The sequence below is a fragment of the Novosphingobium sp. BL-S-19 genome (genome assembly GCF_055521675.1).
Genome location: NZ_CM145498.1, coordinates 2,694,686 through 2,710,343, shown reverse-complemented (window position 1 = coordinate 2,710,343; position 15,658 = coordinate 2,694,686). Strand labels below are relative to the sequence as shown.

At 64.0% G+C, this 15,658-nt stretch carries 12 protein-coding genes and 1 pseudogene; 6 read left to right on the top strand and 7 right to left on the bottom strand.

The features are described from left to right. Positions 1 to 39: 39 nt before the first annotated feature. The 4 genes from ACZ1JV_RS20940 to ACZ1JV_RS20925 are packed head-to-tail and all read right to left on the bottom strand — an operon-like array spanning position 40 to position 4,680. Positions 40 to 1,191 carry a CaiB/BaiF CoA transferase family protein gene (locus ACZ1JV_RS20940; protein WP_465150354.1) on the bottom strand — a complete coding sequence of 384 codons (1,152 nt, stop codon included), beginning with the start codon at positions 1,189 to 1,191 and terminating at the stop codon, positions 40 to 42. Next, positions 1,188 to 1,940 (bottom strand): SDR family NAD(P)-dependent oxidoreductase, encoded by a 753-nt coding sequence (locus tag ACZ1JV_RS20935; RefSeq protein WP_465150353.1) that lies wholly within the window; start codon positions 1,938 to 1,940, stop codon positions 1,188 to 1,190. The genes ACZ1JV_RS20940 and ACZ1JV_RS20935 overlap by 4 nt, the downstream gene beginning before the upstream one ends. Continuing rightward, the gene (locus tag ACZ1JV_RS20930) at positions 1,940 to 3,382 is read right to left on the bottom strand and encodes an aromatic ring-hydroxylating oxygenase subunit alpha (RefSeq protein ID WP_465150352.1); all 1,443 of its coding nucleotides are present in this window, start codon (positions 3,380 to 3,382) and stop codon (positions 1,940 to 1,942) included. The genes ACZ1JV_RS20935 and ACZ1JV_RS20930 overlap by 1 nt, the downstream gene beginning before the upstream one ends. Before the next feature lie 11 nt (positions 3,383 to 3,393). Then, on the bottom strand, positions 3,394 to 4,680 hold the full coding sequence (locus ACZ1JV_RS20925; protein ID WP_465150351.1) for a metal-dependent hydrolase family protein: 1,287 nt from the start codon (positions 4,678 to 4,680) through the stop codon (positions 3,394 to 3,396). A 239-nt stretch (positions 4,681 to 4,919) separates the two neighbouring features. Here ACZ1JV_RS20925 and ACZ1JV_RS20920 point away from each other — a divergent pair, with 239 nt between their 5' ends. From ACZ1JV_RS20920 to ACZ1JV_RS20900, 5 genes are all read left to right on the top strand, one after another. Beyond that, entirely contained in the window at positions 4,920 to 5,255 is a 336-nt protein-coding gene (locus tag ACZ1JV_RS20920) for a 2Fe-2S iron-sulfur cluster-binding protein (RefSeq protein WP_465150350.1), read from the top strand. 103 nt (positions 5,256 to 5,358) lie between these two features. Next, a complete protein-coding gene (locus tag ACZ1JV_RS20915) occupies positions 5,359 to 6,684 on the top strand; it encodes a cytochrome P450 (protein WP_465150349.1) in 1,326 nt (441 codons plus the stop codon). Further along, a complete protein-coding gene (locus ACZ1JV_RS20910) occupies positions 6,684 to 7,538 on the top strand; it encodes an SDR family NAD(P)-dependent oxidoreductase (protein WP_465150348.1) in 855 nt (284 codons plus the stop codon). Before ACZ1JV_RS20915 ends, ACZ1JV_RS20910 begins: the two co-directional genes overlap by 1 nt. 66 nt (positions 7,539 to 7,604) lie before the next feature. Further along, positions 7,605 to 9,965, top strand: a complete 2,361-nt coding sequence (locus ACZ1JV_RS20905) for a TonB-dependent receptor (RefSeq protein WP_465150347.1) — start codon at positions 7,605 to 7,607, stop codon at positions 9,963 to 9,965. A 290-nt stretch (positions 9,966 to 10,255) separates the two neighbouring features. Continuing rightward, the gene (locus ACZ1JV_RS20900) at positions 10,256 to 12,490 is read left to right on the top strand and encodes a TonB-dependent receptor (RefSeq protein WP_465152619.1); all 2,235 of its coding nucleotides are present in this window, start codon (positions 10,256 to 10,258) and stop codon (positions 12,488 to 12,490) included. A 204-nt stretch (positions 12,491 to 12,694) separates the two neighbouring features. Here the strand turns inward: ACZ1JV_RS20900 and ACZ1JV_RS20895 are convergent, their stop codons facing one another. Next, positions 12,695 to 13,003 (bottom strand): YdeI/OmpD-associated family protein, encoded by a 309-nt coding sequence (locus ACZ1JV_RS20895; RefSeq protein WP_465150346.1) that lies wholly within the window; start codon positions 13,001 to 13,003, stop codon positions 12,695 to 12,697. 181 nt (positions 13,004 to 13,184) lie between these two features. Next, a complete protein-coding gene (locus tag ACZ1JV_RS20890; RefSeq protein WP_465148548.1) occupies positions 13,185 to 13,412 on the bottom strand; it encodes a hypothetical protein in 228 nt (75 codons plus the stop codon). A gap of 75 nt (positions 13,413 to 13,487) precedes the next feature. Between ACZ1JV_RS20890 and ACZ1JV_RS20885 the strand changes: the two are divergent. Beyond that, positions 13,488 to 14,305: pseudogene (locus tag ACZ1JV_RS20885) on the top strand (IS5 family transposase). Between the two features lie 550 nt (positions 14,306 to 14,855). Here ACZ1JV_RS20885 and ACZ1JV_RS20880 read toward each other — a convergent pair. Then, on the bottom strand, positions 14,856 to 15,653 hold the full coding sequence (locus ACZ1JV_RS20880; protein ID WP_465150345.1) for an alpha/beta fold hydrolase: 798 nt from the start codon (positions 15,651 to 15,653) through the stop codon (positions 14,856 to 14,858). Positions 15,654 to 15,658: the final 5 nt, after the last annotated feature.

Here is a 15,658-nt window from a genome sequence, read left to right as displayed (position 1 = left end):
TTTTCTTCTCCGCGTCTCCGCGCCTCCGCGTGAAACCAATCATGCTTCCGCCTCCTGTTGGCTGGCGCCCAGTTCCGGCGCGGCAGAGCGAATTCGGACCGGGGTAGCGCTCATGCGGTAGGCGGCGGTGGGATAGGAGACTTCTCCAAACGCCGGATGCTGGGCCTGCTGGAAGAAGCCGCGATGGACGAACTGTTCATGGCGCGGAAGATCGTCGGCGGTCTGGACCGGCACCATGGCGACGCCTGCCTTCTGCGCGGCCTCGGTAATCGGATGCTTGTCCTGCCGGGCGATCCAGCCGGTGAAGTGTTCCCGGAATTTCGCGACATTGGGCGGCGTGCAGTCGAACTCCAACCAGTCCTCCCGCAGTTCCTGCGTCCAGGCCGGATCGCCCATCAGCGCGCAGAGGCCCTTCCAGTGCGCGCGGCTGGTCATCAGCAAGAAAACATGCCCGTCGCGGCAGGCGAAGGAGGTGCCGGGGCCGCCCATGTCGTAGGCGGTGCGTGCGTCGCTGGGCTCGGCCTCTCCCGCTAGCATGCGGTCTAGCACGCAGTCGATGCGGTTCAGTTGCACTTCCACTTCGGAAATATCGACGAATTGCCCCTGACCTTTGCGGCGCAGGCGCAGCAGCGAGGCCATGGTGGCCAGCGCGGCGTCGATCCCGGCTTCGTAGTCGGAGAGGAACCGGCCCGCGCCTTTCAGCGGCGGCTTGTCGGCATGCGTTTCGCTGGGGCTGTGGTAGGCCCAGCCGCCGGCGGCGATGACGTTGATCGGGCGGGCGGATTGCCAGCCTTCCGGCGCGTCCTGTCCGAACGGCGTGATCAGCGTGTGGACCAGCGCGGGATGGACGGCGGCGACGGCTTCGGGCGTCAGGCCCATCGCCCGGCACCACCCGGCATCGTGATCGTCGATCAGGGCATGGGCGCGCGCCACCAGGCGGTCCAGCACCTTGCGGTCGGCCGCATCGGCAAGGTTCAGCACGACCGATTTCTTGTTGGTATTGAGGTAGGCGAACAGCGTCGATTCCCCCGCGGCGAAAGGCCCCATGGCGCGCGTCGGAGCGCCGCCGGGGCGTTCCACCTTGATCACTTCGGCGCCGAGATCGGCCAGCAGCTTGCCGGTATATTCCCCGCTCACCCGCTCGGCGACCTCGATCACGGTCAGCCCCTCAAGGGCACCTCTGCTCGTCATAACGATTGCCCGTCGTCGATCGTGAATGTCGCGCCCGTCACTTGCGCGGAGGCGTCGGAAAGCAGGTAGAGCAGCGTGGGCGTCAGCGCCTCGGCATCGAGCAGGCGGCGGCGGTGGAGGGCGGCGATATCGGCCTGTCCGCGCTCGCTGGCGAACCAGTCCGTGTTGATCTCGGTGGCGATCCAGCCGGGTTGCAGGGTGTTGACGTTGATCCCCTGCCGCACCCATTCGCGCGCCAGCTGTCGGCCTAGGTGGGCAAGCCCGGCCTTGGTGGCCGCATACATCGCATCGCCAGTGCCGTTCTGCTGCGCGGTGATCGATCCGATCAGCACCACGCGCCCGCGTTGATGCTCGCGACTGCCGCCCGCGATCAATCGCCGTCCGGCCTCGCGCGCGACCAGCATCGCGCCGAGCAGGTTGGTATCGAGCACGCGGCGGAGCCCGTCTTCCGGCACATCGGTGGAGCGGCCCCCGGTGCCCACGCCGGCATTGCAGATCACGCCGTCGATCACGCCGAACCGGGCCTCTGCCGCATCGAAGGCGGTACGCACCGAAGCCTCGTCCGTCACGTCCAGCGTGACCGCCAGCGCTTCGCCCAATTCCGCCGCCAGCTCGGCGCAGCGGTCCACGCGCCGCGCGCCCAGCACGACCTGCCCGCCCGCAGCGGCAATGGCCCGCGCGAAACCGGCGCCGATCCCGGAGGAGGCGCCGGCCACGAAAATGGTGCGACCCGATAGTGAAAACGTCATCAGCGTTGAAGGGCCCTAAAATCAGGATGATAGGGCGGCAGCGCCATGTACTTGTCGATGGTCTGTTCGAAGTGGCGCACGCGCACTTCCTGATAGTCGCCCAGGGTGATGCCGGGCTTGGCGCTGGCCTCCAGCCCCTCCTGCTGGGCGTAGAGATTGTCGGTATCCTGATCGAGGATATGGCCGAAACCGGGGTCCATGCCCTGCGCCTCTGCAAAGGACTGGTGATCAGCCAAGATCTCCACCTCGGCCGTTTCTACCTCGCTGCCGTCCTTGGGCTTGGGCCGCATGAACATCACTTCGTAGATCGTGCGGCGATGGTCGCGCGCGTCGGGGCGGAAGCGGTAGATCATCGGCAGCGAGATGCCGGGGAACAGGAACAGGTTCGGGAAGAACGTGTAGCTGTACGTATCGAGCAGTTCGGTATCCGAAACGTGGCTGAGATCGGTGTTCGTCGCCGTCTCGAACATGTCGCGGAACATGTCCGCCATCACCTGCCGCGCGCGTTCGCCCGCCTTCAGTTCGGGCTTGCTGCCGCCCAGCGAGGAACTGTCGCCCAGCGTGAAGTTGGCGATGATGTCCGCCTCGCTGTACTTGTCGCGCAGCTTGGGGCTGACCACGCCGAGCGTGGAGATGAAGCGGTCCACGTGATCGCCGTAGACGTCGTACTGCGAGTTCACGTCGCCATTGGCGGGCGCGACTTGCGGGTGGGTGTCGCCGACGTGATAGGCCTCCATGAAGGCTTCCATCGTCAGCTTCCAGTTGGCCGGATAGCTCTTCTGGACGTGGAGGTAGATGTAGCGATCCTCCAGCTTCCACGCCTTGAGATGGGCGAGGGCCTCCGCACCGAGGTACTCTTCAAGGCTGGGCGCGGCGGGGTCCATGTTGACCCAGACGAAGCCGCCCAGCCGCTCCACCCGTGCCTCGGGCAGGCACATCTTCTGCGTGGCGACATGGGCGAAGTCCCACTTTTCGGGGATTTCCTTCAGCGATCCGTCGAGGTTCCAGGTCCAGCCGTGGAACGGGCACTTCAGGTTCGCGGCAAAGCCTGCGGTGCCGGAGGGCTTCAGCTTGGTGCCGCGATGGAGGCAGGCGTTGAAGTAGGCGCGGATCTCGTCGTCCCCCCCATTTTCATTGGCGCAGCGCGTGACGACGAACGAGTACGATCCGATGTCGTAGACGTAATAGTCGCCCACTTCGGGGATGTGATCCTCTCGGCAGGCCATCTGCCAGGTGCGCGTCCACATCCGCTCGAACTCCGCTTTGGCGAAGGCGGGATCGGTGTAGCGTTCCTTGGAAACGTCCTCACTGCCAAGGTAGTGGTAGCTTTCGCTGGCGGCCCAGGCGGGCGCGGCGTTGCGGTCTGCGGCGATGATGTCCTGCGTGGATTCGGCGGGGCAGCGGGCCTCGCCGGGCTGCAGCGTTCCGGTGGCGACGTTCATTCTGAGGCTCCTTATTCCGCCGCTTCGAGCGTCGGCGTATTCGCGCGCATCGCGAGGGCAGGGCTGATTTTCTGGACCACGCCGTCCTTCATCACGAAGGCGACCTTTTCCGGCCCGGCGAGGATGGAAATGTCGGCAAGCGGATCGCCGTCGACCAGGATCAGGTCGGCCAGCTTGCCCGGCGCCAGCGTGCCGAGTTCGCCGCCATATCCCATGGCGAGGCCGCCGTTGCGGGTGGCGCAGACCAGCGCTTCGGCTGGGGTATAGCCGTAGAAATCGACGAAGGATTTGAGGTCTCGGCCCTGCGTGCCCTGCGGGCTCCAGCCGAAGCCGTAGTCGCCGCCGATCAGGTGGCGGATGCCGCGCTTGCGCAGTTCGGTATGCGTTTTCAGCGAGTTTTCCAGCAGGTCCGGAATGTTCATGTAGCCGCCGACTTCGGGGGAGAGGCCGTGCGCCGAAGCCTCACCCGCCATGATCTGCGCGAAGAGGCCGACGGTGGGGACGACGAAGATGCGGTCCCGCGCCTCCTCCATCATGTCCAGCAGTTCCTCGTCCACGTATTCGCAGTGGAACAGGCCGTCCACGCCCGCACGGACGCAGTGCTTGGATCCTTCGATGGAACGGGTGTGGGCGTTGATCTTGCGGCCATAGGCATGGGCCGTTTCGGCGGCGACGCGCACTTCCTCGAACGTCATCGGCGTCGTGTTGCCGGGGGTGCCGGGGTAGAACGGATCGCCCGAGACATCGAGCTTCACGTTGTCGATCCCCTCGCGGCAGTGGAGGCGCACGGTCTTGCGCATCTCTTCCACGCCGTCGACGATGGCGGAGGGGCCTTGCCTCGGATTGTGCAGCTTGCTCTCATCCCCCATCGCGCCGGTGACGGAGATTTCGAGGCCGCCGGCACGGATGCGCGGGCCGGGAAGGCGGCCGGCGTTGACCTCGTCACGCACGGCGACGGCCAGTTTCAGCTTCGCTTCGGACGCGCCGTAGGCGGAGGTGAAGCCCGCCTCGATCAATGCCTTGGCGCCGCGCGCGGCGGTGAAGACCTGCGTTTCGGGACAGGGGGTGATCAGGTCCTCGGTCGCGCAGACGTTCTCGAACGAGAGGTGCGCGTGGCCTTCGACCATGCCGGGCATCAGGAACATGCCGCTGGCGTCGATCGTGATGTCGTCCGGCTGTGCGACGGTCGTGGTGCCGACCGAGGTAATGCGGTTGCCCTCGACCACCAGATCGCCCTTGATCGTGCTTTTGCCTGTCCCGTCGAATATCGTGGCGTTCTGGATCAGTGTCCGTCCCACGGTTTTTCTCCTTTCGGCCATCGATGTGTGCGTGGCTCGTGGAACGCAGGTTAGGAGCGGGGAGGGGCGCGGCAAATGACGGGCCGGGCAGAGGGCTTGTCCTGTAAGGGAAGGCGCGCGGGCTACGTGGTGGCGGTTTTCCCGCTGGGGCAAGTCGCAAGGCATGGGGAGCGCTTTGCGCGGCCCCCCGGCTGCGGCATCACGTGTGAAAATCAAACGAAGAGGACCGGGCCGGATTTATGGGCAACCTTCATGTCACCATGACCGACATCGACGGCGTGAAGCACGAATTTTCCGATGTGGAGGAGGGCGTGAGCCTGATGGAACTGGGCCGTTCGCGCGGCGTCGCCGGGATCATGGGCGATTGCGGCGGCGGCTGCGCCTGCGCGACCTGCCACGTCTATGTTGCGGCGAACTGGTGGAACGAGGTGGGCGAGCCGGACGATGTGGAATTCGCCATGCTCGACATGGTGGCGGACGTCATGAAGGACACCAGCCGGCTGGGCTGCCAGATCAAGATGAACGACGATCTGGATGGCTTGGAAGTCACCGTGGCGCCGGCGTCGGGATATTGAGAGTTTGCCCGTTGGGGCAAGCACAGGTTCGAGGGCGGGCATGGCTGGCCGTCGCCGCCCGGTCCATAAAAGATCGCAAGGACACAGAATACGGGACAGGCATATGGCTACACAGGCAAGCGAAGATCGGGTGAGCGAGCGGCGGGAACTGACCGCCGAGGAACAGGCGCTGCTCGATAGCGGTTCGCTGGCCGATACCGCGATCCAGGCGCAGCCGAACGAGTTCTATCGCGCCATGCGCCACGGCGATCCGATCCACTATGACGAGCGGCTCGGTTCCTGGCTGGTGACGCGGCACGAGGATATCTCGCAGATCCAGTCGGACCCGGTGACCTTCTCGGTCAAGCACGGCTATTCCGAACAGCAGGCGCGCGGCATGCGGGAGGAGTTTCAGGCCTACCTCCAGGAACATGGCGGCGGCTATTTCCCGGACGCGATCATGTCCGATCCGCCCTATCACACGCGCATTCGCAAGCTGATGGAGCAGGCCTTCACCGCGCACCGCGTTAAGGAGCTGGAGCCGCGCATTACCGAAGTGGTGCGCGGGGTGATCGCCGATGTGGTGGCGCGCGGCGATGGCCAGTGCGATGCCGTGAAGGACATCGCGATCCCGCTGACCATTCGCGTGATCGTTGAGCAGCTCGGGCTCGATCAGGGCATGGAGGAGCAGATTTCGCGCTGGTCGGTCGCGGTCACGGCGCAGATCGGCGCGATGCAGAGCCGCGAGACGATGCTGGCCAATGCCGCGCAGATCGCGGAGCTTCAGCAATACCTGATTGCCAAGATGAAGCAGCGCGAGGCGAACCCTTCGGAAGACATGCTTTCCGATCTGGTCCATGCCGAAGTCACCAATGAGGATGGCGGCAAGGAGAAGCTGACCTTTGCAGAGGCCGTCTCGCTGGTGCGGGCCACGCTGATCGCGGGCAACGACACCACGGCTACTGCCATCGGCAACTTGTTCTACGTCCTCACCACGCGCCCCGGCATGGCCGAACTGCTGGACAGCGTGGCGGACGACGATCGCCAACTCAACCGTTTCGTGGAGGAGCATCTGCGGGCCGAACCGCCGGTGCGTGCGCTCAGCCGCATGACCACGCGCGAAGTCACCGTGAACGGCACGACGATCCCCGCCCATGCGCATATGCTGCTGGTCTACGGATCGGGCAACGATGACGAAACGGTGTTCCCGGAGCCGCGCAAATTTGACCTGACCCGCCCCAATCTCGGCCGCCACGTGGCCTTCGGCGGCGGCCCGCACCGCTGCATCGGGCTGGCGCTGGCACGCATGGAAGTGAAGGTGGCTGCGCGGGAGATCGCCCGGCAGATGAAGAACCTGAAGCTGGCCATTCCCGAAAGCGCGATCCGCTACACGCCCACCGTCGCCACGCGCACCATCGAGTCGCTGCCGATCACTTTCGAGGCGCGCTGATGGAACTTGCGGGCAAAGTAGCGGTCGTTACCGGCGGCGCCAGCGGCATCGGCCGCGCCACCGTGGAACTGTTCGCGGCGGAGGGGGCAAAAGTTGTCATCGCCGATATCGCGGACGAAGCGGGGGAGGCGCTCGCGGAAAGGCTAGGCGCTTCGGCGGTCTACCAGCGCACCGACGTATCCGATCCTGCGGCGGTGGGGGCGATGATCGAGGCCGCCGTCACCCGCTTCGGCGGGATCGACGTGCTGTTCAACAATGCGGGCATGTCCTGCGGCGCATTTCCCAGCTTTCTGGACGATACGCTGGAGGATTTCGACCGGGTGATGCGCGTCAACGTGCTGGGGCCCATGTTGGGCACCCGCAATGCCGCGCGGATCATGGCGAAGCAGGGCAGAGGAGGCGTGATCCTCAACAATGCCTCCATCGCCGGCACGCTCGCGGGCCATGCGATGATGACCTATCGCGCGTCCAAGGCGGCGCTGATCCAGTTTTCCAAGTCCTCCGCCATCGATCTGGCGCGGCACGGCATCCGGGTGAACTGCATCGTGCCGGGGCATGTGCGGACGGAATTGTCCTCGTTCGGGGAGAAAGGCGCGGAAAGCGGCCTTGCCGCGCGGATCGAGGAAGGGGTGAACGCGGTCTACCTCTCCAACCAGCTGATCAAGCGGCGCGGCGAGCCGGATGACGTGGCGCAAGTGGCGCTGTTCCTTGCCAGTGACCGCGCGCGCCACATGACCGGCGCGGTGATCCCGGTGGAAGGCGGCGTGACCGTGGGCGATCCGGTCAACCATCTGGAGCAGATTTTCGACGCTCGCGCTGCGGCATTCGCGGCGATGGAGCGCGTGGAAGGCTGAGAGATCCCGAATACGGGGCCAAGGCTTTTGAGGCGGTGGTGTGCCGCTTCAGGGAGGAGAGGGAACATGAGGAACTGGCTGAAGGTCGCGCTTGCGGCCGGAACCGTGCTGTCGGGCGTCGATGGCGCCTATGCACAGGCGCAGCAGGCACCGGCGGGTGGCGGCGTTACCATCCACGAAGGCGATATCGTCGTGACCGCGCGGCGGCGTGACGAAAGCCTGTCTACCGTGCCGGCGGCGATCACCGCGCTGAATGCCACCGATCTGGTCGAGCGCGGGGTGAAGACCGATTCCGACCTGCAGCGCATCGCGCCGGGCCTGACCATACGCCAGACGCAGGGCAACAACTCGCTGACGTACTCGATCCGCGGGCAGTCCGCCGATACGTTCTCGGGTTCGCCCTCGGCCGTCATCGCCTACCTCAACGAGGTGCCGCTGACGATCAACAGCGCCTCCTCGTTCTACGATCTGGAAAACGTGCAGGTGCTAAAAGGCCCGCAGGGCACGCTGTTCGGCCGCAATGCCACCGGCGGCGCGGTGCTCTACAATTCGGCCAAGCCCAGCGACAAGCTGGAGGCGGCGCTGACCGGCCGCGTCGGCAACTACGACATGTGGGAAGGCGAGGGGATGCTGAACGTGCCCCTGCTGGCGGACAAGATCCTGCTGCGCGGTGCCTTCGATGTGATCCGCAAGGATGGATACATTCGCAACCTGCTGAACGACGAGCGGCTGGGCGATATCCGCCGTGATAGCGGCCGCGTGACGCTGACGGTGAAGCCCACGGACACGATCAGCAACACCACGATGCTGCAATATACCAACACGCGCGGCACCAATACCGGCGCGTCCTACACCTACAGTGTCTATTCCTGCGGCCAGACCAACAACGGCTTCGCGCTGACCTGCGGGGCGGGAAGTCTGTTCGGACCGGGGCTGGACGCGATCACCGGGCCCGGATCGTGGGACGCCTATCTCGCTGCACACCCCGATGCCTATGCACCCGGCCTGATCGACTACGTGAACGAACAGCGCCGCATCGGGCCGTACAAGACGCGCCATCCCGGCGGGGCCAGCCACCATGGCAAGGACTGGTTCGTCACCAACACGACCGAGGCGGAGCTGAGCGACAGCATGACGCTGCGCAACATCTTCGGCTGGTCGGACTCCAAGACCCGTTCCGAGCAGCCGCAGCTGGGCGCGCCCTTCGTGACGATCCTGACCGCCAATGCCGCTGCGGACGAGTTCGGCAACCAGCTTAAGGTCCGCTCCATATCCGAGGAATTGCAGCTGGTCGGCGATGCCATGGACGGCAAGCTGGACTATATCTTCGGCTACTACTTCCAGAACCAGCGCAGCGACACGCTCTGGCCGCAGACCTATTTCGATGTCTCGCCGATCATTCCGCCCAGCTACGTCACCAATAACTTCCGCATCCGCAACCGGACGAATGCCGTCTACGGCCAGGTCTCCTATGAAGTGGTGCCGGACCTGAAGCTGACCGGCGGCCTGCGCTATACGTGGGAGCGCGTCTCGATTGCCCAGCTTCCCGCCGCAACCTACACTTACGGCGCGCCGGATCAGAGGAAGACCTTCCATGATCCGTCATGGGAAGTGGGGCTGGAATACAAGGTCACGCCGGACTGGTTCGCCTATCTCAAGACGCGTGGGAGCTTCCGTTCGGGGGGCTTCAACGGCGCGGCCCCGCCGGTCAACGCGACGGCGACCGATGGCGGCAACCTGTTCAATTCGGAGCATACGCAGGATATCGAAGGCGGCGTGAAGTTCGCCGGCGATGTCATGGGGCGCCCCGCCAACTTCGCCAGCGCCGTGTTCATCCAATGGGTGCAGGACGTGCAGCGCGTGGAGTTCCCCGATCCGGACGGCCCCGGCGGCCTCGCCTCGATCGCGGTGACCGCAAACGTGCCTTCGGAACGCATCTGGGGCTTCGAGGCGCAGGGCAATATCCGGCCCGCCGCATGGCTCGAACTGGGCGGTTCGGCGGCCTATACGAACGCGACGTTCACCGACGGCGAGATCGAACTGTTCGGCACGCCCTATTCCTACGGGCCGGTGGGCGATACGCCGAAGTTCTCCGGCACCGCCTATGCGCAAGTGTTCCTGCCAGTGGGTGAGGATGCGGGCGTCTCCTTGCGCGGCGATCTTTACGGGCAGACCGCGCAGTATTTCTCCAACGCGGCGGATTCGATCGCGCCGGGGACCAAGCTGCCGGGCTATGTGCTGGTGAACGGCCGGCTGAACTGGAACGGCATCATGGGATCGGACTTCTCGGCCGCATTGTTTGCCAAGAACCTGACGGACAAGGCCTATTTCGTCGGCGGCATGACCTTGGCCGCCGCGCTGGGTCACAATGCCGCCGCTGTGGGTGAGCCGCGCACTTACGGGCTGGAGATCAGCTACAAGTTCTGAATTACCGGCGGGTTTGCGACGAACTTGTCGCAAGCCCGCCAATTGCCCATTCAATCCATGGTGGAGGTGAAAAGCGTTGCCTAATTGCATCGCTGAATTGGAAATCATCGCCCTGAATGTTGCCCGGACTGGCGTGTGAAGTTCTTGTAACGGAAATGTAACAGCCCGTTTCTAGCTGCCCGTTCGGCTCAACCCATAAGGGACATCCCCCCGTGCGACACATTTCCTGCCTTCGACCTGCCCTTCTTCTTGGCTCAGCGCTCGCCTCGCTCGGCTTCGCCGATGCCGCCATGGCGCAGGACGCGGCCGATGCCGCTCCCGCCGCCAGCGAAGGTCTGGGCGAGATCGTCGTCACGGCCGAGCGTCGCCGCGAAAACCTTCAGGACGTGCCGGTTTCGGTTGGCGTCGTCTCCGGCGACCAGCTGCGCAATTTCCAGGCCGCCGGTGACGACACGCTGGCGCTGGCGGGCCGCGTTCCGGGCCTTTACGCCGAAACCACCACGGGCCGCATCTTCCCGCGCTTCTACATTCGCGGCCTTGGCAATATCGACTTCTACCTCGGCGCCTCGCAGCCGGTGTCGATCATCCAGGACGACGTGGTGCTGGAGCACGTGGTGCTGAAGTCCAACCCGGTCTACGACATGGACCAGGTGGAAGTGCTGCGCGGCCCGCAGGGTTCGCTGTTCGGCCGCAACACCACTGCCGGCATCATCAAGTTCGACACGATCAAGCCGACGACCGATCGCTGGACCGGCCGCGCCAGCGCCAGCTACGGTTCGTACAACACCGCCACGTTCGACGGCGGCGTGGGCGGCCCGATCATTCAGGACTTGCTGGCGATCCGCGTTTCCGCACTCTACCAGCGCCGTGACGACTGGGTGGACAACACCTATGACGGCCCCAGCGCCGACGGCACCGTATCGCCCAAGAAGGACGTGATGGGCGGTTTCGAGGAGCGCGACGCCCGCGTGCAGCTGCTGCTGGCGCCGACCGGCAGCGGTTTCTCGATGCTGACCAGCTTCCACGCCCGCAAGTATGACGGCACTTCCACGATCTTCCATCGCGGTGCCTTCACCAAGGGTTCGAACGATGTTTCGGATGAGCCGCGCAGCAAGATCGCGCTGGATGAGGCGCACAACAATCCGCAGGCCTATGACACTTACGGCGCGTCCAACCGCATCGCGATGGACTTCGGTCCGGTTACGCTGACCTCGATCACCGCATGGGAAACGACCTCCGGCTACAGCCGCGGCGATACCGATGGCGGCGCGGCGGCGGACTTCCCGGTGAACGGCGTGCCCAACGGCTATGGCCAGTCGCAGGGCAACGTGCGCGATCTGGACCAGCTGAGTGAGGAACTGCGTCTGGCCAGCAATGGCGACACCCGCTTCAAATGGCAGGTGGGGGCGATGTGGTTCGATTCGCGTGACATCACCGATTTCTACCAGCGCGCCTATTTCCTGACGCCGCCGGCCAACAACCCCAACAACTGGGTGCGCCTGCGCAACGTCAACACCAGCTGGGCCTTCTTCGGCCAGGCCAGCTATGAACTGGTGGATGGCCTGACGCTGACCGCCGGCGCGCGCTATACCAACGACACCAAGAAGACCCGCCTGATCAAGACCGCCGATACCGCCGCCGGCGTGGTGACCTACAAGGGCCGCTACAACGTGCGCCTGTCGGACGAGAAGCCCAGCTGGGACGTCAGCCTGAACTACAAGGTGAACCCGGACGTCAGCGTCTATGCCCGCGTCGCCACCGGCTTCCGTGGACCCACCATTCAGGGCCGTTCGGCGGTGTTCAATACCGACTTCACCACGGCGGATTCGGAAACGATCCTTTCGGGCGAAGCCGGCATCAAGACGCAGCTGTTCGACAACAAGGTACGCTTCAACCTCTCGGGCTTCGCCTATCGGGTGAAGGACATCCAGCTGAATGGCAACGATGCCGATGGCAACGGCGTGCTGTTCAATGCCGACAAGGCGCAGGCCTACGGCATGGAAGCCGAACTGGAAGCGCGCCCGGTTCCGAACCTGACGCTGACCGCCGGCCTCAGCCTGCTGCATACCGAGATCAAGGACAAGAACGTCTACGCACAGGTCTGCGCGCTGAACGGCGTGGTGGTCTGCACGGTGGAAGATCCGACGATCACCGTCGCCGGCAAGGGCGTCTTCGCGCAGATCGACGGCAATCCACTGCCCAACGCGCCGAAGTATACCGCCAACGTCACCGCGCGGTACGATGTGCCGCTGGGCAACGGCGGCTCGATCTTCGCGGCGACCGACTGGATGTTCCAGGGCTACACCAACTTCGTGCTCTACAAGACCAAGGAGTTCTACTCTAAGGGTGACTTTGAGGGCGGTCTGAAGATCGGCTACTCGGCCCCCGGCGGCCAGTACGAGATTGCCGCCTTCGCCCGCAACATCACCAATGAAAAGAACCTCAAGGGTGTGATCGAGAACTACATGGCCGCCGTGTTCAACGAACCGCGCGTGATCGGCGCTTCGATCTCGGGCAAGTTCTGATTTGAGGGCAGGGGCCGGGGATGTCTCCGGCCCCTGTCGTCATTGCGAGCGTAGCGAAGCAATCCAGCGGTGGTTCTGCGCCGCTCTGGATTGCTTCGCTACGCTCGCAATGACGAATATCGTTTGATCGCTCCCGCCCCCAACACACACCGCTCATCCTGAGCTTGTCGAAGGATGGGAACCCGGCGCTACGCTACCGCCAGTTCACGGCGCCTTCTTCTGCTTCTCGATCAACACGGCCTGCTGCCACTTGCTCGGCGCCTTGTCGGTACGGTGAATGCATCCGGGCCAACAGCAGGGGCGCTTCTTGCCCTCCACCAGTTCCTCGCAAGTCCGCTCGATCCGGCGCTGACGGGTTTTCGCCTGCTTCGCATCATCCACCCAGCAGATGAACTCGTTCCGGCCAAGCGGCGTCAGGTTTTCCCATAGCTGCAGGATGTCCGGGTCCGCGCGCAGGGCGGTTTGCAGGTCTTCGCCTGCTTCGTGGACGGTGCCATGTGCAAAGGCGTTCAACGCGAAATCTCCAGCGGGTGGTCGCAAGTTGAAGGGTGAGCTTGGCCATCTTGCGAGCAATTGTCTATGGCGTGTGGGGTTGGTTGGTCCTGATGCTGCGCTGAAAGATGTAACGCATTTCTGCTGGCTCTTAAGGGTGATTTAGGCGGCGTTGACAAATTAAGGGTGCGAGGCTCGGCGTTTATCTGGGTTGATCGCCCGTCGCAAATTGCACGACGAAGAACAGCACTGCGCACCCGCACCAAAAGATCGCCCATGCCGTGAAGGCCCTGCGGAACGTCGATGGGTATTCCGGTTTTTGGATGAACCAGACAAAGATATAGGGGCACCAGAGCGTCAGAAAGCCCATGACCGCCAGCTTCAATGTCGATGCCTTGGGCACAGCTTCGTCTATTGGCGTGGCTATCATAGGCACCTTATCTCGGAAAGCAGCGGCTTTCGCAATCGAACCGCTGGAAAGGCGCGCAGCGATTGACGTAAGGCGATGAAGTTGATTCAAGGCTGCTTTTTGGAGGCAGGCTTGAGCAGGGGCGATCTTACCGAGGCGGAATGGCGCATCCTAAAGGACTTGCTGCCGATCGAGTCCGAGAACCGTGGCAGAGGCAGGCCGCCCGAGCAGAACCGATCGATCATCAACGGTATTCTTTGGCGGCTTCGCTGCGGTGCTCCGTGGCGCGACGTGCCGCCCAAATACGGCAGTTGGAACACGATCTATCGCCGGTTCCGGCGCTGGAGCGAAGCCGGGGTTTGGGAAATCGTGGCGGTGACGCTGGCCGAGATTATGGCGGACAGCGGCCACTACAGCATCGACAGCACAACAGTCCGCGCCCACGTCTCGGCAGCGGGCGGAAAAGGGGGACTCATCGACGCGCTCTTGGCCGCTCGCGGGGCGGGTTCACCAGTAAGCTTCACTGCCTGGCTGATGCCCTCGGGCGACCGCTTGCCTTCCACCTGACGGTCGGGGAAGCGGCAGACTGCAAGGCGTATGATGCGCTCATAGCTTTGCCCGAGCGCACGCCCGACGCCCTGCTCGCCGACAAGGGCTACGACGCCGATTCCATCCGTGCCGATCTCGCCAAGCGGAAAATCGAGGCCGTCATTCCTGGCCGGTCAAACCGCCGCGTGAAAATCGAACATGACCGGGCGCTCTACGTGCAGCGCAACCGCATTGAGCGCATGTTCGGCCACCTCAAGATCAATCGCGCCATCGCCACCCGCTACGACCAGCTTGCCAACAGCTTCCTCGGCATGGTTCATATCGCTACCGCCAGATACTGGCTCAAATTTGTCCACGCCGCCTAGCCAAGCAATGAACCCTTCGCTTGCCTTCTTGGCATCTGCTCGCAACGCGATGATGGCATCAAGTGATTTAGCCCGCTCCAAGCGGAAACTGCCGCGCACGTAGCAATCCCTTGTAAATTTGCGCCACGGATCGAGATCTGTTTCGCGTTGGGCGGGGCCGCGCCCTATGCCGGACGCATAATCGTCGAAGTGTTCGATCATGTCGCGGAGGGCTTTAAGCCCGTTGCGTCCGCCGGTATCAAAGTTGGCATCAAACCGCTTGATAGCAGCGCGTGCTGCTATCGCTGCTTCGTCGATTTTGGTGAGTGTTCTGATAGTGGTGCGATATAGCCAAAGGCGTATGATGAGATTTTCCCAGCAGTACTCTGTCGGAAACCCCAAATCGTCGTCGCCCTTGAGGTCTTCAAAGGATCGGAAGGCTAATACCACCATATTCCATGCATGGGTTTGCCGGGGTCGATAGTAATTCCATATCTGCCGTTGCAGTTCTTTGGTGTCCGTCATCCGAACATGAGTAGCGTTCTCTGGCAACGGCAAGCAACTGGCAGTTTCAATTCAAGAACGCCGCAATTTCTCCCGCCAACACTTCGGGAATTTCGAGATTGAGCAGATGACCGGCCCCGGCATGGTCGATGCGCGTGACGTCCTGACCGGCGCTGGCGACAAGCTCCGCGATCAGGCGGAAGTCCTCGGTGTCGCGCTCTCCGGTCAGTAACAGTGTCGGCACGGAGAGGGCGGTCAGCCGGTCCACGTCCGGCAGCTCCGGGCGTTGGTCGTCCTGCACCCATTGCGTGCCGGGAAACGCCTCTATCGATGCCTTGAGATGCGCGGCGACAGCCGGAATTTCGCGCGTGCTGTCGAACAGCGGATGGGTCCACCAGAGGCTGCGCGCGGTGGCCATGTCTCCGGCCCGGGCGGCGCGGCCCATGGCTTTCCAGCGGTCGATCCACTCGCCTGTCCATGACCAGCCGAGCATCAGCGGGCTGACCAGAACGAGCCGGCGCACGCGTTCTGGATGGTCAAGCGCGAAGTGCAGCACATTGCCGCCGCCCATCGACAGGCCGCAAAGATCGGCGCGCTCGACACCCAGAGCTTCGAGCAGGGCGAGGAGGTCGTCGGCGTGAGAGAAGGGCACGCCCGGTTCGGCGGGAGAGGTGCCGAAGCCGCGCGCGTCGTAGGCGATCAGCGGCAGTTCGGCGGGAAGCGCGGCAATAACCGCGTCCCAGTCCTGCCATGATCCGCCGAAGCCGTGGGCGAGAACCAGCGGCGCGTCCGAACCTTGGCCCGAACCTTCGCGCCGCACGCCGACGAGCGCTCCGCCCGGCAGATCGACACGAAAGTCCTGCATTCCGG